This is a genomic window from Candidatus Kuenenia sp. (assembly GCF_027493735.1).
In the GTDB taxonomy this organism is placed as follows: Bacteria; Planctomycetota; Brocadiia; order Brocadiales; family Brocadiaceae; genus Kuenenia; species Kuenenia stuttgartiensis_A.
Map to the genome: position 1 here is coordinate 102,516 of NZ_JAOSKF010000006.1, position 21,718 is coordinate 124,233.

The window sequence follows — 21,718 nt, forward strand, 5'->3', positions numbered from 1 at the left end:
TTTATATTTCAAACCTGTCAAAATCTTCTGCAATAACTATCTCTCCATCATAAATAATTTTGAGTTCGGCAAGCAGGTTTGCGTTATTTTTTATAGCTTCACTGCAAACGGGGTAGAAATGTGTGAGTATCAGCTTTTTGCATTGCGCTTTTTGTGCGATTTGAGCGCACAGATGGGGAGTAAGATGCCCTTCAGTTTTTTTATCATCGGGAAAAGAGCATTCGAGAACGAACAGATCGGTATTTTTTGCCAGAAGAATTATGCCTTCACAGTAATCAGTATCTCCGGAATAAGCAATTGTCCTGCCCGCAGAAGATTCTATCCTGTAACCGATGCTTTGTGATGAATGCCGCACGGGTTCTGCAGTAATTTTCCATCCGTCATAAGTGAGTACGCCCCTCTCTATTTCTTCCAGATGGAGGTCAAATGTCTTTGGAGTAATCGTGTTGCCATAAACAGAAACTAATCCCTGATGGAACTTGTGCAAACCACAGGGGCCTGTAATGTAAAGAGGTTTTGTCCTCACAGGAGAATCATATTTCATGGCGAAAAGGAAGGAGACGAGATCCAGGGAGTGGTCGGGATGGAAGTGCGAATAGTAGATATAATCAACATCCGCATACGTAACGCCGGCAAGAAGCAACTGGCGTAATGAACCTGGGCCTGTGTCAAATACAAGGTGTTTGTCTTTTACTTTTATCAAAGTACACGGATATGCCCTTGTTTTTGAAGGTGCTCCTGTGCCAGAGCCGATGATGGTCAATTCCATTTTTAAAAATTATCGCTGTACATCAACCAAAAAGAATTTAACCACTAATAAAAACTTACCTCGAAAGTCGGCAATCGGCAAATTGCAGATTGCCGACTGTTTTCCACTTTTAAATCTATGCCCCCAGTCCCTTTCTGGATGGGATTTCCGGGTGGGTGTACTATTGCTATATCTTTAACCCTATTTCAACCCCCTCAGCAATTGCCTCAAGGGCTGTTCTGCCTTCTTTTGCATCGCCAATGGTATATACTTCAGGAACGAAGGATTGAAGCATTGGTTCAAGCTCCGTGTTGTGCTGATGCAGTGTGGGAATGACTATCGTGTCAAACCCCTCAATCTTTTCGTCAGGCTGCCTCCTGCGGCTTATGACAATGTAATCGCTCCCTATTTCAGTCACTTTCGCATTTACAATAAGCGTGGCCCTTTGTTTTCTCAGGCGTTCGCATACATGAAACCTGGGGTGTGCAACCAGTCCAAGCCCCAGAACACGCCTCATTTCAATAACGGAAACCTTCTTTCCCCGCGAAGAAAGAAAGTCAGCTAATTCGCATCCTTCTGCGGCGCCACCGATAATTGCTACGTTATTGCCAATAGTGTCCGGAGAGGAAAACGCCTGCTTGACGGTTAATGCGCCGTTTTCCTGCATACCATTTATTTCGACAGGAACGTCTTTGGCTCCCATCGCAAGGACTACTACGTCAGCCGCAAATTGTTTAATGTTATCCTCGTTTGCTTCTTTGTTTAGCGCTACCGGGATATTATTCTTTTCTACTTGTTTTGTTATATACCGGAGATACTTCTTTACAGGTTCCTTTTTCGGAGGCATGGAAGCATAGCGCAAATTACCTCCGAGTTCGCCGCTTTTTTCCCACAACGAGACGTCGTGCCCTCTGCCCGCCAGTGTTATGGCCGCAGACATACCCGCAGGGCCTCCACCGACAATCAACACCTTTTTTGGTTTTGTGGTTTGTTGCAAATGAAAGCGTTCGTCTTTTCCAATATAGGGGTTTACCGTACAAATGAGTTTTTTATCCGAGATGCTTTCGATACATCTGTTGCAGCTTAAGCACACCTGTATATCATCAAGATTTCCTTCTTTTACCTTATTCGGCCAACAGGGGTCGGCAATAAGCGAACGTCCCAGAACAATAAGATCTGCCTTGTTTTCTTTCAGCACTTCTTCCGCCATTGCGGGATCCTGAATCCTTCCCACGGACAACACAGGCATGTTTACAATTGCCTTAATCCCTTCCGCGAGGTGAATGAAACATCCTTCCTCCAGATAATAGCAGGGTATGTTAAAAAAGGCCGATGCATAATTACACGCTGATACATGAATGGCGCTAGCCCCCGCCCTTTCCAGTATCTTTGCAATTTCTTTGCTCTCTTCCAGCTTCAGTCCTGTTTCGGTATACTCATCCGCGCTGATCCGGCAAATAACAGGGTAATCCGCCGGAACCTTTTTTCTTATCTCTTCAACAATTTCTCTCCCGAACCGTGCCCTTCGCGAGGTGTCGCCTCCATAATCGTCCGTTCGTGTATTGGACTCAGCCGAGAAAAACTGATTCACAAGATACCCGTGCGCCATGTGAATTTCTACGCCGTCAAACCCGGCTTTTAACGCCCGTTCCGCACCGCAGGCAAAGGCATTGATAATCGCTTTAATCTCGTCGATGGTCAATTCCTTCGGCATTTCCTTTGTTAAAGGACTGGGTATAGCCGAAGGGGCAACTGTTCCCGTTCCGGTAAAATACGGAAGTGCTTCTCTGCCCGCATGGCTTAACTGAAGTACGATCTTCCCTTCTACCGCATGAACGGCATCAACAAGGTTTTTTAATTCAGGAATGAACGTATCATTGTAAATGCACATCATGCCGTCATTGACCCTGCCTGCAGGGTCAACAGCAGTGTTTTCCACCGTAATATATCCTGCGCCGCCAAGGGCGCGTTCTCTGTAATAATTGATGAGTTCTTTAGTGACAAAACCTTCCGCATTGCAGAGATGCGTCTCCATAGGAGACATCACAATACGATTCCTGATATTCAGGGAACCAATGCGAAAGTGGCTGAAAAGATTGGGAAATGCTGTCATTTGTAATACGGTCTCCAAAAATAGGTGAGAGAAAAACTGTGATATACGTGCCAATAGTCAGTCGGCAATCGGCAGCCGGCAAATTTCAGATTTAATATTGCAGACTGTGGATTGCCAACTGACTATTGGCTTCAGAAACTCAAACCCCCTGCAATACTGCATCCCGGGATTTTCCTGTCACGGGATTGTAGAGGGTGTCCCTTTCAACAGGTTCACGCCCAGCCTCCCTGATCAATCGAATAATTTCAGTTACGGAAAGTGCTTCAGGAGTATTAGCTCCCGCGGCATGGGTAATCTTTTCCTCCTGCACGGTGCCGTCAATATCGTCCACCCCGAAACTGAGGGAAATCTGGGAAAGTTTGATGCCCAGCATGATCCAGAACGCCTTGAGGTGGTCAAAATTGTCAAGCATCAGACGGCTGATGGCAATTACCTTTAGATCAAGCATAGCAGTCGTGTTTGCATAAAAAGACAATTCAGTGTTTTTGGGGTGGAATGCAAGCGGAATAAAAGACATAAACCCGCCTGTTTCATCCTGCAATTCCCTAAGTTTTATGAGATGATTGATTCTGTCTTCCGGTGTTTCCACATGGCCATACAGCATAGTGGCATTGCTTCTGAGGCCTAGATTGTGGGCTTCTCTCATTACCTGAAGCCATCTTTCCCCGCTGATCTTTTCCGGACAGAGTTTTTCCCGAACATGCGGAGAGAACACCTCTGCGCCTCCGCCGGGAAGAGAACCCAGCCCAGCCTCTTTCAGTTTTTTCAGGGTATCCGTTACGGAAAGCCCTGCTATTTGTGACAGGTGTTCAATCTCTACGGCAGTAAATGCCTGTATGTGAATATCAGGATGTTTTTCGTGAATTGCATTCAGCATTTCGACATAAAAATCAAAGGGAAGTTCAGGGTGTAAACCGCCCACGATGTGGAATTCCGTTGCTCCCTCCAGCGAAGCAGCAGCGGCCTTGTCCATGATTTCCAGCATGTCCATGGCATATCCGTTGGGGTCTTCCTGTTTTTTGCTAAACGCACAAAACTTGCACTGGTTCTTGCAAATGTTGGAATAATTGATATGGCGGTTAATGATATAGTATGCCGTGTTGCCGTTCTTCCACTCCCGGATGCTGTTGGCAACAAGACCTATATGAAGGAGATCATTCGATTTGAAAAGCCGCACGCCGTCTTCAAATCCTAAACGTTTCTGCTGTTCCGCCTTTTGAAGAATGTCATAAATAGAAGATTGTTTTAAAAGCCGTTCCATTATTGAAAAAATATCAGAAATGTACTTTTAAATCAAGGACTATAGTATTGCTCTGCAAAAACCTCTTTTTTTGTAAGTTTTTGTAGATTGAAGATTGTTACCTGAATCTTGTGCCAAACAGACCGCTTCCGTTTGATTGCCAATTCCAAGTCGTTTTATGCGTACATACCCGTTTTTTTTCTCAAAAACAGTAACAGGTAGCGGCAAGGTGTGTCTTGCCGCTACCTGGAAACGTACTGGCGCTGGAAACTACATTTGCGGGTTCAGGTTGCAAGCCAATGTCATTAAGTAGATAGGATACCATAACAGATCGTAGAGACAGGTTTGAAACCTGTCTCTATAATCAGGAGCAGCCTGTCTTCCTGTCAATCATATACAGGCCGCTCCTACGGAGCTATTTACCTGTTGAATTTTATTGCGCTACAAACAGACCGCCCCTAAAGAGGCTACATTGCTTTTTATGTCCCCTTGGATTTTTCAAATAACTAAGGTGCTATGAATTATTTAATCAAAAACAATACCCTTTTTCCGCCTTTATTAAGGGGGACTTTTGCGGCCGTTTGCTTAACTTAATGACATTGGCTTGCAAGCCTGAACCCACAAAAAAAACCCTGTCAGGGTTGACCAACATACGTCCGGTTATGGTTCTGGATTCAACTAATCAACCGTTAACAGCCTTACGCCTATTCCACCAGCCAAACAGTCACTCCGGCCTTTTCCTTCACCCCCTTTGCCTTAAAGTTCACCTTTGCATTGCAATTATCCTTCAGGTTGCATTTATCCTTCTTTGCTGTTATGGTAAATACCGCCTTGCCCTCTGCGTCTGTATTCTGGTTTGAAGGCTTCACCTTTATTTTTTTATTGTTACTCGTGGTTACTTTTCTCTTTACCTTGACCCCTTCAATACCGAAGCCATCCACATCAGTAACCATTACCGTCACCTGCCCTTCCTCACCCTTTTCCAGAAATAGTGAGTCCGGCGATACCGCTATTTTCTCCGCATTGCCAGGCACCCCGGGGGCGGGTGAAGAAGAAGGTGTAGGTGTAGGTGTAGGTGTAGGTGTAGGTGTAGGTGTAGGTGTAGGAACGGGTACAGTTGCTACAGGGGTAATTGACGGTGAGGGAACTGGTGTTGCCGGTGTGAAGGCGGGGGACTCCGTTGGCACAGGCAGAGCCACTACTGAACAGGTACCCGTCATCAATTGCGGGAACCCGGTAATGGTTGTCTCGTCATAAAAACTCGCCGTCAGGGTATCTCCGTCTGCCGCCTGTATGTGTTCATAGTCGAGTGTGGAATCGGCGCTTATCTGTATTGAACCCATGAATATACCCGTATCGGTGCCCATCTCCGCCATACTTACCCCTGCAATATTAAGCCGAGAGGTCTGCACATAAACTTTTTCTAAAAGCGTTTCCGCCTCTTTATGGTCTGCGTTCGACTCCGCATTATTGAGGGTGATTTCCGCATATTCCCCGAGAAGATATGCAGAACGGCTGAATGCAAGCGTTGCGTCAAAATTACTGAAAGAGAGTTTCTTTGTGACTGATACGGCGGAAGGCGGATTATACGCCACCGTAATCGCACCGTCCTGCACGGTTTTTACCGTACCGATATTTGACCGCGCCGTTGCACTTGCCTCTCCGCTCGTGGTAGTACCTGTCTTTATGGTCGCTATAAATGTGCCGCTGTCAGCGCCGTCTTCGTTTAAATCCAGCAGGAGGTCGCTTCCGATATAATAGTTATCGCCCGAAACCTTTATGGCAGTGGTGAGTATATCCTCTGCCCTTGCATCGGTGTTTCTGTCGCCGTCCGCTACCGTGACAATCACCGTATCACCGGAGAGATACGCCACATCCTTGCTCAGTGTCATAACGTCCTGCGATACCGTCGGGGTTGGCGAGGGCTGTGGTGTGATTGTGGGGGTCGGCGTTAATAAAACCGTGAGTGTGGGCGACGCCGCTGCTGCGGCCGGGGTCGGTGTGGGTACTATCGGGGAGGATTCTGTGGTGAAACTCCATGAATGGTTCGATTCTATTGTTGTTCCCGCCCAGTTTGCCGCCTGGATTTGCGTAGTGGCGAATGCCGTATAGGTAGTATCGTAAGAAAGAGCGTCTGTGGGTGTAAATATGACGTCATAGGAATCGGTACTTGCAAAGCCATCTATCTTATTTCCGTCAGGATTGGTCACATAAAAACTATCCGTATTCACCGTAGAGCCGTTGATGAGCATGGAAAAGGTTGCGGATATGGCGGCATCAACGGGTACATTTACCGCGTTGTCTAACGGATTGGTTGAGTTGATGGAAAGCGTCGCTGCCTTCGGCTCCCCGCCGCCTCCGCCTCCCCCGCCTGAGCTTGACGTGGTAAAGGACTGTTCGCTGCCGGTTGAGGTGCCTGCGCTGCTATTTGCCGCACTGCGGTAATAATAGGTTGTGGCCGCGGACAGGTCGCTTATGCTGATGCTCACTGCCGTATTTTCACCGGTTACGGACTGGGTGGTTGACGTGCCGGTGTACACGCCGCTTGAGACGCCATAGCTGAACAGGGCTGTGGTAGGCAACCCTATCGTGCTTACCGTTGCAGAGAGCGTGACGGAGCTTGTCGTTACACTGGTGGCAGAGCCGGTTATCACCAGTGGTGTGAAGAGGAGCTTGGTAACAAAGGCGTCATCACCAGATTTTTTAGCCGTCGACGTCCCCACGATCGGGAAGTTGCTGGAGCCGGTATACCCTGCTATGTATGCAGAGTCGGTACCATCCACGGCAATTCCAAGGGCAACATCACTACCACTTCCACCAATGTAGGTAGAGTAGAGAATCGAAATGGGCACCCCCGTGCCAAGTTTAATAACAAAGGCGTCTTCTGTACCTTCTGCATGGCTTGTCGTTGTTCCCACAACGGGAAAATTAGTGGATGTGGTATACCCGATGATATACGCAGAGCCGGAACCATCAACGTCAATTTCTAGTCCACAATAATCATTACCACTTCCCCCGATGCAGGTGGAATAGACAAGCGCAAGGGGCGTCTCTGTGCCAAGTTTGGTGACAAAGGCATCGTATATCCCTCCTGCATGGCCTGTCGTTGTCCCCACGACGGGAAAATTGGCGGATGTAGTATGCCCGCTGATATACGCAGAGCCAGAGCCATCTACCGCGATTCCTATTGCCAGATCATCGCCGTCTCCCCCAATATAGGTGGAGTAGATAAGCGCAAGGGGCGTCTCCGTGCCAAGTTTGGTGACAAAGACATCTTCATTAGCTTTCTTGGCCGTTGATGTCCCCACGACGGGAAAATTGGCGGATGTGGTAAACCCGGTAACATACGCATACCCGGAACTATCCACGGCGATGCCATAGCCACGATCAGTATCGTCCCCCCCCCCAGGTAGGTGGAGTATTCGAGGATGGGATCTATGACGAGGGAGGAGGATTTTTCGTATGAGGCAACGGTAAAGCCGTAGACGAATTTATGATGGCGTCTTTCGGGATGTACACTCTTGGATGGTTCGGGCGGGATCAGGTTTGTAACCTGATCCCCGTTGTTTATACCCTTTAAAACCTTAGCTATGGTGGCGCAAGTATCCGTTCCTTCCACCCCCTTCACCCCCGCCAGCGGGGGACATATTTCAACCAATAGCGTATCCTGCGGCTCTGCAAGCGCCTTCACCCCCACCAACGGGAAATATATATCCGCCACCCGTTGGAGGGTGCCCGGTAAAGCAAGGCACTGCGCAAGAACCGGACGAGGATCTGTCCCCCTTTGGAGGGGGTTAGGGGGAGGAGCTTTGGGCGTGGTCAGGTTTGGTACAGGCTCTGCACCCTTTGCGTCTTTGCGGTGAATCACCTCCACCTGATGTCCCGGTTGGGTGCGCCCCGTCCATTCGGCCGTCGCAGGACTGGATTCATCCAAACCACATACCCTGTTCAGTATCCTGAACGAACCTTCAATCTCTCTCTTTTCTCCGTCGATTATCTGATAAATATACGGTTTTTTATGGATGATGCTGCCTTCTTTAAGGATGATTTCCATGTCGCCGTCTTCCCTGATGCGTAAGTCTTCTATCCCTTCATAACACAACTGAACACGGGACGGACTGACTCCGGGCTTCACGATGACGTCATATTCCATCTGACGGTTGTTGCCGTAAAACCGCATATCGACGCCGTCGTAAATATTTTTGTACACAACCGCGCCAAAGGTGGGGATATTGGTACGCCACTTCTCAGGGCTGCCTACAAAGTAATTGATCTTGCATTCCTGCATATCCTCCGCAACGATCCCGGGGTCTTTGTTTGCGCCAAGGGGAAATAGCCGTATGTGCTCCTGCGGCTGTGGGCTAGGGATTGCAGATTGAGGATTTACGGATTCCGTTTTTTTGCCGCGTGTCAGCGAGAGATATATCCCTTTTTTGGTAAAGAACATGCCCTGTCCGCTGCCTTTTTCATAATACTGTACCCGCGCATCCACCTGCCCGTCATTCTGTATGAAATAGAGGGGCAATTTACCGTAAGATTCCTGCACGGAGGTGCGTACCGCCTCGCCAGGTTCCGATGTGCCGCTGACGTCTTCGGGGGTGAATAGAGCGTTTAAGCCGTTCAAGTCATTTAAAATGTTTGAACCGGATTGTTGGGTGCGCTCGCCCGACCTGCATGGCTCTGCTGGAACATTTACGGCGCGTCCGTTTATCGTGAATACCGGGTCGCTGTGTACTCCGATATCCCATTCATAGGCAGCCGATACGGCATCCTCCATTCCATGCCCGATATCTGTATAAATCCCTACAGCCAAAGCAATAAAAATCACTGTACGCCACAAGCGTACTATCCTACACATAATACACTCCTTTCGATAATTTAACAGAAGTCAGAAGACAGAAGCCAGAAGTACAGAAGGCATCGTACTATTTGAATGGCTGCGTAGCTGCGAAATCTCTGTGGCTCACATTCATACCATTCAAATAAATAACATTCACCATAAACAATTTTATCTTTTTTCAGTAAATCAGGTAGTAAACCTTTATCGGATGTTCACCCCAACAAAAACAAAAGTGCCGTAAAAGCCTTATATTTATTGACTTTTACGCCGAACAGCAAGCTTTTTTCTAGTGACTACCCGTATGTTCCGGCTTGGCAATACTTCTGGCAACTTTATCTGTAATGCCTCTAATAATTCATGTGATTGTTGCCGCGGACGCGGGATCTTCTGGCAACTAGCTTTTTGGCCTTTGATTGTTACTTCCATCGAACAAATGGTCGTCAATTGTGCGAGACCTTCCTCTACCGTCAAGTCAAAATTCTTCCACGCTCTGCGCAGCCTTCGAATTATCATGTACGCAAGCATTACCACAAACACATGTCCCCGTGTACTATCCTCCTTTCTTACATACACCGGACGAACCTCCAAATTCACCGTCTTACAGTCCCGAAACGCCTTCTCCACTTCCGTTAAATCCTTGATCTCATGTACCAGATTGGTATCCGCCTCGTTCTCCTCAAGATCAGTCTTGATTGCGTAACAACCATCAAGGTATGATGCCTCCTTTAATGCTTCCTCAGCTCTCTCTATCTTTAGCGTCCTATCCTCTTCTTTTATCTGCAACCACCCATCAAGTTTCAATCTCGTTAGCCTTTCCCTTGTTGTTTCCAGGGCCTTCGATACTGACGACTTAGGATGTTCCTTCAGATAACTGTTCTTCTTCACGATGTATTTCTCTATACTCTGTAATTTTGATACACGGGTCTTTGACATCTCTTCCGCCCTTACCGGATTGCGCCTCAGAATATATCGAACCTCATCATCCTTTATCTCGCAGAGCTTTTCTTCGAACAATCCTAATTGCAGTATCCCTTTATTTATCAACGACTCTATCTGCGGCTTAGTTATCGCCGTTATGTAATGAAACCCTTCCGGTAAACTTTCGATTTGCACCGTCTTGATCATCCCACGATCTCCTACAATCGTTACATCTTTGCATCCAAACCGCTCTAATACCTTCTTTACCTGAGATTCAAAGGTCTTCGGATCCTGGGTGTTGCCCCTAAATACTTCTGTTGATACCGCCCCCCCGGATTCATCACAAAGCATACCGATCACTATCTGTTTTTTCCTCTTTTTGCCGTCACGATTATACCCGTACTCACCAAAATGATTCGACTTCCCCTCTAAATAACTGCTCGTCACGTCATACAAAAACAACTTCGGCTTATTGCCTCCTCGTCTTAACTCAAACAGCTTTCGCTCTATCTTTGCCTGATTCTCTGACAACCATGACAAATTATCGTACAGATTGTTCTCGTCAAACCCACGCTTCATATCCAGGACGTCACCCGCAGCATGTATCTGCGCCAGCCTTACTGCAGACAGTCTTGACCCCCGGCCTATTACCCTTGCCATTACTTGCCAAAGCGCCAGCTTTCCTTCAAAGTCCTTTCCCAATGCCTCTTCTATCCCTAATTCCTTTGCCACTTGGTACACGCTCCACGCTGCTCCCACAGACAAACCCTCATGGAGTTTCACCGATTCTGACAATGCGCCCAATGCACAGAGATCGTCTTTATGTGCGAGTGCAAGTCTTATCGCTTCAATCTCCAGGGGAGTGCAATTCGACAGATTCGCAATGGTGCGTTTCTTGACCTTCCCATCCTCACGGTACGATTCCCGCAGAAGGGTAGATCGATAGATTTTTTTACCGGATTTTGACTTGTTCTCTACAATATGCATGTCCACCATTGTACAGATAACAACCATTATCAGTCAAGTATATTGTCGGATAATAACAATATATTAGTGACTACATATTTATTAAAAATACAGCCTTAACAAACTATGTATTAAGCACTTATGCGTTTTGGCAGGGGTGAACATCCGTTGCATAATTGGGTTTAAATGTATTCGTGCCCACTATAGCAAATGCTTCTCCCCTACACAATATTGAAATGACAAATTATGAATTTTAGATTGTTATCTGTTTTGAATCTACAAGGAAGACAGAAGTTAGAAGACAGGAGATAGAAGTACAGAAGGGCATAGTACTATCTGAATAGCTGGGAGAAAGTAGGGGGTCAAACCTAATCTATTGACAATTTTATGTGTTTCGTCCCTAAACGATTATGCATTTAACGGTTTTAATTACAAAGATTATGTTGGAATTGATTAATATTCAGGTAAATCCCTTTACCCCTATTATAAATTCCTGTTTAATCTCATTAACAAGTCCTCTCGATTTTGACGGCTCTGTTCTGTATGGCTTGGCATTCTTTAACACTTTCCCATGCCCCATTACACGCATAAACGCATGGGTTCAGGATCGGAAAATAATAAAAAAATTTCGTAAAAGAGGCGTATGTTCTTCTGGTCTTAAACATCAGGATTTAAAAGCAAAAGAAGGCAATAACAGGATTTTTGTGTCCTTCGGCAGCATAACCGTTGATATGGTGGATGAATTCGTAGGCGTTATCCTCGGCGTTTTAATTGGCGTGCCTGTCTTTGCCGGTGGCATTATACAGACGTCAGCAATCAACGGCAGCGGCAACGGGGATTCGAAAGCCGTGTAGTTGCGTAAGGTGGGCAATTAGTATTTTTAGCGGGCAATGTCCCATAAGCACTAATCCGAAACTCCTTATTCGTTATTCATTGCACGTTTCAAGTGTCTCGGATATTTTACTGTTTACCATACTTACCGGTTCCAATCTTTACATCCAGGTGTTTATGGCAGTCGGCGCAGGTCTGTCGCAATCGGCCGACTTGCCATAATACATCTTCCAACGTAACAGACTCTCCCTTATCCCTAAATATACCGTCTATATTTTCAGATGCTGCCAGTATTGCAAAATTAATTTCGTAATATTTATCGTCGTCCGTCCGGGCAAATTTTGTTGTAGCGGTCTTGCAGAGCGCTGTAAGATTAGCGCTTGCGTCACCGTAAATTTTCCGTTCTTTTTCTATTTCTTCAATAGAAAAGTAGGTGGAAAGCCGTTCCGGAACCTTATAATTCCTTCTATTTCAGCCATAAGCACAACCAATTCGCTTTCCCCCTTTTCTACACCTTTTACCGGCGCTCATCCGGCAAAAACATTGAAAATAGCGCAGAGCAACATACCTGTCAAACTCACTAAAAACGCCCTTATCAATACCATTATCTCCTCCTGCAAACAAAATTATTCACACCCACTTTTACATCAAGTATAATTTCAGTACATGCCCCGAATTATTATCATACATGTACGGATTTCTATAGGGTAAAGTATCGCCTTTCCTCTCATACCAAAAATACTATAAAGAATTACCATATAAAATATTTTTCATTTTTTCCTTAAGTCTGTATGAAAACCTTTTATCTTTTAACATTTTTTCCAAAGGCTCACGGATTTTATCTTTTGGAGAATGGGATAAAAATTCAAAAATTGCTGTTATCCATTGACGAGTGGTATTGTTTGAGGGTGTATTGTACAATTCGTTAATAATGTAGGGAAGTATTTGCGATTTCATATCATCACGTACTAAATGTCTTAAAACTTCCTTTTTCAAATAAACCTCCTCCAACGTTTTGGTAGGAGGTAATTTGCTGAAATATTTTAGTAATTCCATAAACGCCTCTTTATTTCCTAAGGAAATCATCCCGCCAAGACTGGATATACCCGCATTCCGGTCTTTTTCTAAAGGACTTTGCAATTGGCGGACATATCTATCTACCGGCATAGTTGCCCAGTTAATGTTCTTTACCTGTTCATATAACAACCATTCCTTAAGTGCTTCAAAATCAAGTTCACCGGTTTCAGATAAACGTTTTAGCTCATTACTCAATCCGCTCGTGTTATCCATTTCTATAAATTCCATTTCCTCATAATCTTCACAACCATTACGTTCCCCCGAAAATTTTTTTGTATCGACTAAATTTTGGCAAGAAGAATAATTGAAGTTCTCCAGTAATTCATCTATAAATGGTTCAAATTCTTTATCATTCAGGCAGATGCCATATTCTGTATTTCCATCCATACTTGCAGGGAAAAAAACGTTACAGTTAAAACATATTCGTTCCATGATTTCTTTTTTCATTTTTTATCGCACCTATTTTTTGAAAAATGCCCAATACCTTATATAATCTTTTACAATATATCGAAAACAAAACCCACTTTCCTCTTCCAAAAACGGAGGGCTTTAGTAACTGTTCAGCGTAAACGATACACGGCTCGTTCCCAAACCTTGTAATGAACATAGTGTAGTATCTGTTTGGGAATGCGTTTGTTCGAGAAACTCCGGTTTCTCGCCTGTTTGCTGATAGATAGGGAATAAAATCACAGGGTTAAGACAGTTTGCAATTTGTCAAGTCTGACCCTCATTGGAAACAAAGTTTCCAGTGCAATTGCGTTCTGATCTCCGGTAGTTTAATAAATTACGCTGAATAGTTACGGGCTTTATGCAAAAGCAGCTTCGAAATTCAGGGATTATAACCAGAATGATGGCGAAGCGGGTGTATTGCTTTTGTTATGCTTTCTCGAAGCACATCTGCAAGCACCAGAAATTTCGACTAAACTGGAAATAAAACTTTCATCAAACGATTATGCCAAAGGTTCAGATGCGATTCGCTTGCCGGTTGAATGTCCTAAAAAAATCTATCGCTTTAAAACCGTAATTTCACTGGACGGATCAGAAAATCAGGGTGCATTTTTTTATTTGCGTCCTCGGATACCTAATGGCGGCGATTGTGTGGCATCAGGCAAAAGTGCACGCGCAATTTAATGGAACGTTAGATACCCTGTTAGACACCCTTAATAATATAAGGCTTTCTGTGATACTTGAAGAAACAAAGGCCAGAGGGAGAGTTAAGGCTAACTAAAAATTGTAAGAGTTGATGAATACGTTAGGTATTATGGATTTCCACAAACATCGACTGAAACTTCAAGGACTCAGTGTATACAATTGATATTGTGCTTAACGCATTGATTGTATTTATGTTACATTGCTACTTCTCTTCTTTTGAGATAAACTCACGCTAGACAACTCAATTTATCCAGGTCAGCCTGAAAAATAAACCAGCAGCGAGTCACGAGTTTTCAGTTGGTAATTGATCTCTATGTCAGCAAAGAGACCAATTAAAAACACGATGACGGCAGCGAACAGTCCGTCCGTCACTGTCTCAGGAATATTAAAGTCGCGTAAAATAGTGAATTTTCGATTGATGTGTACGCCAACAAAGAAAACTACAATGCCCATCGTATGAGCGATAAAATCAGGAACCTCAATAGATATCATTCCGTTTTCCCATTGATGGGTTGCTCAGGAGTCCAGCCTCCCCCCAACGATTTATATAAGCGAACCAGATTGGACATAATCGCTCCCTGGCTGGCAGCTTGTCGATTCTGGGTGCTCAGCAGGGTTCGTTGCGTATCGAGAACCGTTAGAAAATTGCTTGCTCCCGCTTCATAGCGCGTCTGGGCAATATTTGCTGCTCGTTCAGCTGCTGCAGCCGACTCCACTAGCGAGCGATAACGAAGTTGCTCCTGGGTAAACGCGGTAATCGCATTTTCTACTTCTTCCAGCGCATTGAGAATACTGGCTTCGTATTGTACCATCGCCTGTTCTTGCAGTGCATTTTGCACTGCAATTTTTTGCCGGGTACGACCGCCATCAAAAATATTCCATTGCACACTCGGGCCAATACCCCAGGTTCTGCTATCACTTGCAATGAGGTTTGACGGAGATAAAGACTCGAGGCCGATCGTGCCAGCTAAGGTGAATTTCGGATAAAGCACGGCTGTGGCAACGCCAATCCGTGCCGTTTCTGCGGCAAGCTGACGCTCGGCACGGCGCACATCAGGCCGTCTGCGCAATGTTTCAGCCGGCACACCAACTGCAATTTGTACGCTGGGCGTGGACATCAGCCGCAACCCGTCTAACTCTTTATCAACTGTGCCGGGGGTCTGACCAATCAATACGGCGAGACGATTTTTGGCTTGAGTAATAGCCTGGTTTAGACGGGGTAGTTCGGAGCGTGTAGTTTCTGCATTTGATACCGCACGCTCAAGATCAAGCTCCAACACCGCACCAGCATCGAATTGTGCCTGTACAATTTCTAACGTATCAAGTTGTACCAATAAGTTTTGCTTGGCAACAGCGTACTGGGCCTGAAAAGTGCGCAACTCAATATAGTTAACAGCCACTTCTGCTAACACCGAAACCAGCACATCACGTCGCGCTTCCTGGGCCGCTTGAAAGTCAGCTTCGGCGGCCTCAAGAGCACGGTGCCGGCCACCAAAAATGTCCAGCTCCCAAGCGGCATCAAAGGAGGAAGAATAAAGTTCAGAGGTTGAACCCGCGCCGGTGTTCTCACTGCTTCCAGTACGAATCGCAAAGCCTTCGGCATCTATCGTTGGAAAGCGAGTGCTGCCAATGATGCCCCTTTGGGCTCTGGCTTGGCACAATTGTGCTTCCGCTGTTCTGAGATCAAGGTTGGCAGCTATTGCCCTTTCCACAAAACCACTAAGTACAGGGTCCCCCAGGGATTTCCACCATTGCGAGAGTGTCTCCGGATCGAGTTGTTGCTGGGTCAAACCGCCTTCAAGTTGACCGACCCACGCTTCAGGTGATGCTCTATCAGGTTTTTTATAATCGGGGCCTACCGTGGTGCAACTGGCCAGCAAAGTAAATAATAATAGCCCTGCAAATCGGCACCTGGGTCTGCACTTGGGTCGACACCTAAATCGATTGTTATTCATAAGGTAATCAATCATATCGCGTGTTCCGTTGCGGTGGCCGGTGCTGCGTCCTTGTAACGAAACATTAAGCTGTATAAAACAGGCACGAAACCCAGGGTCAGAATAGTACCCATTCCAAGACCGCACATAATGACAATGGCCATGCCATACCAGAACTCGCCACCAAATAATGCCAACGGTAATAGTCCCGCAATAGTGGTAATGGTGGTCATGATGATGGGCCGTGCACGGGCTAGTGCCGCTATGGTTACGGCTGCATCAACCACCAAACCCTCGTCTCGTGCCTGATCAATTCGATCGATCATGACAATACCATTGTTAACAATAATTCCCGCCAAGCTAAACAGGCCCAACATAGCGGTAAAGTCGAAGAAGGCGCTAAATATCATCAAACCAAAATTGGCACCGATAATAACCAGGGGTATGGTGAGCAGGATAATGGCAGAGCGGCGGAAAGAGTTAAATTGCAACACCAGCAACAGCATAATCAGGAAGAGGGCATGGGGAGCGTAGCCAAATAGCTTACTGTTAGATTCCTGAGCGCCTTTGATTTCACCTTCCAGCTCTAACGTATAACCGCTTGGCACCTCGATGGCATTCAATCCTTCTTGCATCGCGGCGTAGAGTTCGATCGCCGTTAAACGCGGGTGTTTGCCAGCGATAGTGAGGGCGCGTTGCTGGTTATAGCGGCGAATCCGGCTGGCCTCGACGACGCCTTTGAAGTCCGCTATTTGTAATAGCGGTACAGGAACACCAGCGTCAGATAATATCTCGACGGTTCTCAAGCGATCCAGATTACCGCGATCATCTGACTGCGCACGAATAGTTACCGGTATGACTTTGTCGTCCTCACGATAACTGGTGATCTGATAGCCATCAAAGGAGGCGGATAAAGTGCGCGCGATCGCTTCGCTTGTTACGCCGGCACGCCTGGCCCGTTCCTGGTCAATATCTACCACCAATTTAAACACCGGGTTTTCCCAGTCACTGCGGATTGTTTGAGCACCGGGCACACTGTAAAAGGCGTCTTTCACCTGCGCTCCCAGCGCTCGCAACACATCCGCATTGGGGCCCCGCACACGTATTTCGACGGAGCCAAGCGCTCCGTGACCGAGAAACAGGATATCCGCTCTGCCATTGGCCTGCGGCAAATCTTGCTTAATAAACTCCTCAACACGCTGCATAACCCTGGCTATTTGATCACTGGTTTGAGTGTTAACCACAAGAAAGGCCTTGTTGGGTTGCGCATCATTGGGGCTTAAAGCCAGAAAAAATCGGGGTCCACCGGAACCCACATAAGTCAAAATACCGGTGACTTCCGGGTTCTTTCCCTTATCGTTCAAATAGGCCGCTAATTTGTGGCTGGCAATCAGTGTTTCACTGATATCGGCTTCGGCGGGCAAATCAATATAGACAGTAAACTGGTTACGCTCTGACGGCCCCAGCGATCGCTGTTTAACAAACTTAAAAACCTGACTCGAAGCAAACAGGCAAATAATCATCAAAACAATGAACGCAACCCGCCATTTAAGTAGGATGCCAAGTAGCTGGCGATAGAACTTGTAAACTGGAGCCTTATAGGTGTTGGCGCTATTGTTTGTGGAACCGGTATTTTTCGAATTAGTATTTGTCGAGACAGGCAAAAACCAGTAACAAAATGCAGGAATGACGGTAATGGCTAATACCCAGGAAGATAGCAGGGCAATGGCTAATACCTGGCCTAATGAACGCAGAAATTCGCCCGTAGTATCATCGATTAATACCAATGGAAGAAATGCAATTACGGTGGTAAGGGAGCTGGTAAGCAGCGGGATGGCCAGGATTTTGGGTGTTGCGAGTGCAGCCTCAAGCCGCTCCACTCCATTATCCATGCGCTGACGAATATCTTCGGCTATAACGACACCGTTATCCACCAGCAAGCCCAGAGCAACAATGATGGCGGCGATCGATACCCTGTGTAACTCGATATCCCATATGTACATACCTATCAAGGTTGCCATCATGGTCAGAGGCACCATAGTGCCAACAATTAAACCGATACGCCAACCTAGAAACAGCATCACCACGACCAATACCACAACCATGGTCTGCAGTAGATTGTTGGTGGCGTCATTCACCGACGCTTCTACCAGATCAGGTTGGAAAATCGCAACGTCCAACTGCATGCCAACAGGCAACTTGGGCTTAAGGGTGCCTAGCCGGGCATTAACCTGTTTGCCCAGCTCAACCACATTAGAGGCAGTCATCATAGATACGCCCAACACAATCGCCGGCTGGTTATTATAGAAAGCCGGGGCTTTGGGAGGATCCACATAGCCCCGCCGGACAGTTGCCAGATCACGCAGATAGACTAATTCGCCGTCATCCGTTTCAATGGCTAAATTACGAATTTCATCCACTGAGCGAAAGTCACCGGAGGGTTCAATGACCACCGTCTGTCCGGCGGCATTAACCGTTCCGCCGGGCAACACAATATTTTGTGCCCGCAATGCGGTCACAATGGCGGTCGGAGTTAACTTAAACTGAGCCATAAAATGTGCATCAAACTCTAACCAGATACGTTCGTCCTGAACCCCATACAGGTCGACACGCGCTACCAGTGGCAGGCTACTCAAGCTATCTTTAATATCTTTAGCGACCTCGTTGAGTTCGGCCATGGAATAGTCGGCTCCAGTCAGTGCCAGTGTGACCACCGCAACACGGCCGTAATCGTCATTAACGGTTAGGCCCTGGGTACCCTCTGGCAAGCTATCACGCAGATCATTCATCTTATTGCGCAGGTCAGTCCAAATCGTGTCCATATCGTGGTAACGGGCATGGGCTTCTGGCGTAACAATTGATAGGCCCGTCATTGAGACGGACTTAATTTTGTCGATTTCAGACAACTCCTTGATTTTGTCTTCAATAGGACTCGTGATGAGCTGTTCTATTCGTTCGGGCGATAAACCTGGAAAAGAGGTGATCACCTGTGCGCTGCGCAAGGTGATTTCGGGATCTTCCTGCCGGGGCTGGGAAACGAAAATAGCAAGCCCACCAAGCAAAATCGCGACAATCAACAAGCACGAAAACCTGGCATGACTAATCGTGAACCGTGTAAGTTTATCCATCCGTTAAACCCTGTTCAGGCGTCCACAGTTCAACCTTCATATTTTCATGCAGAAAGGTGACGCCTGCGCTGACAGTCTTCTCACCCGCTTCAAGGCCTTCATAAACTTCCAGTTGATTTCCTCGCAGGTCACCGATGACCACATCCCTGACTTGCAGCCGGTAGTTATCGTCAATCACAAATACCGGTGCTGTCTTTTGAGGCACCTGCGAACTACTCTCTTTCGCTTGCCTGAGCATGCTAAATTCTATAGCAATCGCTGCAAGAGGTATCAAATACACGGTACTACCCTCAAGATACTCGTTGAAGTTAAAGGTGACACTGGCTGTCATGCCAGGAAGTAATTTGGTTTGCGATGCGGATAATTGGATCTTTACGGGAAAGGCATTACCTGCTCCAACTCGCGAGCCGATTTCACTTACAACGCCAGTTAAGCTTGTGCCCTGGATTGTTGGGAAGGTGACCTGGACTCGCTGACCATAATCAATATCGCGAATCATCGTTTCAGGGATGCGGACATCGACTTCCAGGGCATCAGAGGATTGCAGTAAAAAGGCACCCTGACCAACCGTTGTTTCCTGGAAAGGATCAATATTCCGTTCGGCAATCGTGCCTGCAAAGGGTGCGGTTAATTCGGCATTTGAAAGATCGCGCTGCTTGCGATCAAGGTCACTCTGGGCAGCCTTTAAATTGCCACGTGCCGCTGCGTGATTTGCAGTTGCGGTGTCGACTTCAGCCTGTGACGATGCACGTTTGTTAAACAGCGTTACGGTACGGTCATAAATTTGCTTGGTTTCCGTAACCTTTGCCCGCGCGATATTGAGCTGCGCCCGTGCTTGTTCCACGGCGAGTCGTAGCGGTTCCATATCCAGCACGGCTAATACCTGGCCTTGTAGAACCGTATCTCCTCTGCTGACCAATACCTGCTCTATAGTACCGCTAACACTGAAGCTGAGTACCGACGTATCAGCCGCTATCAATTTGCCCGAAATACGCCTGGACTGTCCGGTTGCCTGTTCACCAACCTCAAAGTATTTAACACGCGGTGTCGTCTCAGCCAGTGGCTTGACGTCTGTTCCGCAGCCTGAGAGAAAAATGATACTGAATAAAATAACCGGTAAGCTGAATTCTATGGAGGGGTTTATTATCATATTTTTATAGTCTGGCGGTTAAAATAAGTTATTGGCCTACCCCAACTTTATATTAATGCACATTTAAAGGCTCTCTTAATAAAATCCAGCGCATTGATTATTGGCTTATCGGGTTTTTCTGTCAGTTTCCGGTCATAATAATAAGCTGCAAGTTCGGCCGGCCCCTCCATGCCAAAGCTGAAGTGTCAGGTCAGGAACCAATACACTTTAAACGATACTTATAACAAACCAGATATTAACTTGCACCTGTGCGCTAATGCAGCGGCCAGGATTAGCGACAATAGATCTGCCAACGGCTTTCAACAACCGATAGATAATGGGAATTTGCTTATTAGATATTTTGTAATGGTAGTGAAAGTATTACCAAAATTCAAATGTTTTTTGGTAATTATCACGGCAACGTCAAAGTCCCCCTACGAAAGACGCGGATCAAGAATTTGTGCCAAAAGATCCCTTCAATAAGTGTAGAAAGAAGTAAAAAACAATAGAATTTCCATATAAATAGGCAAAAATGAGCAAAACAAACAAAATGTAACAGGAGTATCCCAGTAGTAATGAGAGAGAGAAATAAAGTGTTTTTTTGTTCTCTACATTACCAGCGGAGCATTTGAAATGAAAGAAAAGGTATTGCCGCAAAATTTCTGAGTGCCTTTGCAATATTTGGTACATTGAGAAAATGAAAAAGCACAATCACAAGATTCCTCGTAACTATTCAGCGTAAAACGATACACGGCTCGTTCCAAACCTTGTACTAAACATAGTGAAGTATCAGTTTGGGAAAGAGTTACGCTCTGATCTCCGGTAGTTTAATAGATTACGCTGAATAGTTACAATTTCTTTCATTTTTGTTTAACGCCACTTATGCGCTGCAATCCATTTACCTCTTGATATGAATGGAGAGAAATGTTATTTTTTTTGTTACTGAGAAAATGACATACATTTCTCTGGAAATCTCTTCCGCATTGTTATCAGGAAAAGACCTGTTTATACAGGCTAAATCATCGGCTTGTCATGCATTCAAATTACGTGGAATAGCACTACCGGATATTTTTTATTCCTGCCATGTAAAACCTGTCATTTTTTGACTCTGCAAATAGTGAATGTAATAGTTGGTGATATATTTTTAAACTTTTTTACTTTTACCCTTAAGTCTGAAATGAAAGGAGAAAAAAATGGCACAGGTAAAACCGGGCGATACCATTCATGTTCACTATACTGGTAAATTAAAGGACGGCACGATTTTTGATTCTTCCGTGAACCGTGAACCATTGAAATTTATCGTTGGAGAAGGGCAATTAATTCCTGGTTTTGAACAAATGGTAGTAGGGATGAATCCCGGCGAATCAAGGACGACAACAATTCCACCAGGCATGGCTTACGGCCCTTATTATAATGAAATGGTATTAAAGGTGGATAGAAGCCAGGTCCCGGACAACGTAGAACCAAAAGTAGGCCAGCAAATACAAATGCGAAACAATGAAGATGGCAGAGAGGTAATTGCGACAATAACGGAGGTCTCTGCGTATAGCGTCACACTGGACGGCAACCATCCTTTAGCAGGGAAAGACCTGACCTTTGATGTTCTTCTTGTAGGAATTCTTTAAATGTTTTATCTTATTGT

The 21,718-nt window shown here is 45.9% G+C and carries 13 protein-coding genes; 3 read left to right on the top strand and 10 right to left on the bottom strand.

Annotated features, from left to right (window positions below):
• Position 1: 1 nt before the first annotated feature.
• The 5 genes from M5U24_RS04820 to M5U24_RS04840 form a co-directional block, all read right to left on the bottom strand.
• Positions 2 to 769, bottom strand: a complete 768-nt coding sequence (locus M5U24_RS04820; RefSeq protein ID WP_099324896.1) for a ribonuclease Z — start codon at positions 767 to 769, stop codon at positions 2 to 4.
• A 166-nt stretch (positions 770 to 935) separates the two neighbouring features.
• The gene (locus tag M5U24_RS04825; protein ID WP_099324897.1) at positions 936 to 2,861 is read right to left on the bottom strand and encodes an NAD(P)/FAD-dependent oxidoreductase; all 1,926 of its coding nucleotides are present in this window, start codon (positions 2,859 to 2,861) and stop codon (positions 936 to 938) included.
• Positions 2,862 to 3,000: 139 nt separating this feature from the next.
• The gene (gene mqnE / locus M5U24_RS04830; RefSeq protein ID WP_099324898.1) at positions 3,001 to 4,122 is read right to left on the bottom strand and encodes an aminofutalosine synthase MqnE; all 1,122 of its coding nucleotides are present in this window, start codon (positions 4,120 to 4,122) and stop codon (positions 3,001 to 3,003) included.
• A gap of 683 nt (positions 4,123 to 4,805) precedes the next feature.
• Positions 4,806 to 7,469 (bottom strand): SBBP repeat-containing protein, encoded by a 2,664-nt coding sequence (locus M5U24_RS04835; RefSeq protein WP_298201736.1) that lies wholly within the window; start codon positions 7,467 to 7,469, stop codon positions 4,806 to 4,808.
• Positions 7,470 to 9,193: 1,724 nt separating this feature from the next.
• The gene (locus M5U24_RS04840; RefSeq protein ID WP_298201739.1) at positions 9,194 to 10,873 is read right to left on the bottom strand and encodes an IS1634 family transposase; all 1,680 of its coding nucleotides are present in this window, start codon (positions 10,871 to 10,873) and stop codon (positions 9,194 to 9,196) included.
• A 362-nt stretch (positions 10,874 to 11,235) separates the two neighbouring features.
• Between M5U24_RS04840 and M5U24_RS04845 the strand changes: the two genes are divergently transcribed.
• Positions 11,236 to 11,679: a hypothetical protein gene (locus tag M5U24_RS04845; RefSeq protein WP_295101310.1), complete on the top strand. Its 444-nt coding sequence runs from the start codon at positions 11,236 to 11,238 to the stop codon at positions 11,677 to 11,679.
• A gap of 718 nt (positions 11,680 to 12,397) precedes the next feature.
• Here the strand turns inward: M5U24_RS04845 and M5U24_RS04850 are convergent.
• Positions 12,398 to 13,180, bottom strand: a complete 783-nt coding sequence (locus tag M5U24_RS04850; RefSeq protein ID WP_157820480.1) for a hypothetical protein — start codon at positions 13,178 to 13,180, stop codon at positions 12,398 to 12,400.
• A 342-nt stretch (positions 13,181 to 13,522) separates the two neighbouring features.
• On the opposite strand from M5U24_RS04850, the gene M5U24_RS04855 reads away from it, so the two are divergent.
• Positions 13,523 to 13,864, top strand: a complete 342-nt coding sequence (locus M5U24_RS04855) for a DUF1837 domain-containing protein (RefSeq protein WP_261341706.1) — start codon at positions 13,523 to 13,525, stop codon at positions 13,862 to 13,864.
• A 276-nt stretch (positions 13,865 to 14,140) separates the two neighbouring features.
• Here the strand turns inward: M5U24_RS04855 and M5U24_RS04860 are convergent, their stop codons facing one another.
• Genes M5U24_RS04860 through M5U24_RS04875 form a run of 4 tightly spaced genes read right to left on the bottom strand, consistent with a single transcriptional unit; the run spans position 14,141 to position 20,097 of the window.
• Positions 14,141 to 14,377 carry a sodium/glutamate symporter gene (locus M5U24_RS04860; protein ID WP_099324905.1) on the bottom strand — a complete coding sequence of 79 codons (237 nt, stop codon included), beginning with the start codon at positions 14,375 to 14,377 and terminating at the stop codon, positions 14,141 to 14,143.
• Entirely contained in the window at positions 14,374 to 15,855 is a 1,482-nt protein-coding gene (locus tag M5U24_RS04865; RefSeq protein ID WP_099324906.1) for an efflux transporter outer membrane subunit, read from the bottom strand. The genes M5U24_RS04860 and M5U24_RS04865 overlap by 4 nt, the downstream gene beginning before the upstream one ends.
• On the bottom strand, positions 15,852 to 18,947 hold the full coding sequence (locus tag M5U24_RS04870; protein ID WP_099324907.1) for an efflux RND transporter permease subunit: 3,096 nt from the start codon (positions 18,945 to 18,947) through the stop codon (positions 15,852 to 15,854). Before M5U24_RS04870 ends, M5U24_RS04865 begins: the two co-directional genes overlap by 4 nt.
• Complete coding sequence (locus tag M5U24_RS04875) at positions 18,940 to 20,097, bottom strand: efflux RND transporter periplasmic adaptor subunit (protein ID WP_099324908.1); 1,158 nt, start codon at positions 20,095 to 20,097, stop codon at positions 18,940 to 18,942. Before M5U24_RS04875 ends, M5U24_RS04870 begins: the two co-directional genes overlap by 8 nt.
• Before the next feature lie 1,172 nt (positions 20,098 to 21,269).
• On the opposite strand from M5U24_RS04875, the gene M5U24_RS04880 reads away from it, so the two are divergent.
• Positions 21,270 to 21,701, top strand: coding sequence for a peptidylprolyl isomerase (locus tag M5U24_RS04880; protein WP_099324910.1), 432 nt, complete (start codon positions 21,270 to 21,272; stop codon positions 21,699 to 21,701).
• The last annotated feature ends 17 nt before the right edge of the window (positions 21,702 to 21,718 follow it).

Bases quoted from the DNA above. Each gene is read 5' to 3' on its own strand.
- M5U24_RS04850 (WP_157820480.1), bottom strand. From the start codon at position 13,180: ATGAAAAAAGAAATCATGGAACGAATATGTTTTAACTGTAACGTTTTT.
- M5U24_RS04880 (WP_099324910.1), top strand. From the start codon at position 21,270: ATGGCACAGGTAAAACCGGGCGATACCATTCATGTTCACTATACTGGT.
- M5U24_RS04865 (WP_099324906.1), bottom strand. From the start codon at position 15,855: ATGATTGATTACCTTATGAATAACAATCGATTTAGGTGTCGACCCAAG.
- mqnE (WP_099324898.1), bottom strand. From the start codon at position 4,122: ATGGAACGGCTTTTAAAACAATCTTCTATTTATGACATTCTTCAAAAG.
- M5U24_RS04845 (WP_295101310.1), top strand. From the start codon at position 11,236: ATGCATTTAACGGTTTTAATTACAAAGATTATGTTGGAATTGATTAAT.
- M5U24_RS04825 (WP_099324897.1), bottom strand. From the start codon at position 2,861: ATGACAGCATTTCCCAATCTTTTCAGCCACTTTCGCATTGGTTCCCTG.
- M5U24_RS04840 (WP_298201739.1), bottom strand. From the start codon at position 10,873: ATGGTTGTTATCTGTACAATGGTGGACATGCATATTGTAGAGAACAAG.
- M5U24_RS04860 (WP_099324905.1), bottom strand. From the start codon at position 14,377: ATGATATCTATTGAGGTTCCTGATTTTATCGCTCATACGATGGGCATT.
- M5U24_RS04875 (WP_099324908.1), bottom strand. From the start codon at position 20,097: ATGATAATAAACCCCTCCATAGAATTCAGCTTACCGGTTATTTTATTC.
- M5U24_RS04820 (WP_099324896.1), bottom strand. From the start codon at position 769: ATGGAATTGACCATCATCGGCTCTGGCACAGGAGCACCTTCAAAAACA.
- M5U24_RS04870 (WP_099324907.1), bottom strand. From the start codon at position 18,947: ATGGATAAACTTACACGGTTCACGATTAGTCATGCCAGGTTTTCGTGC.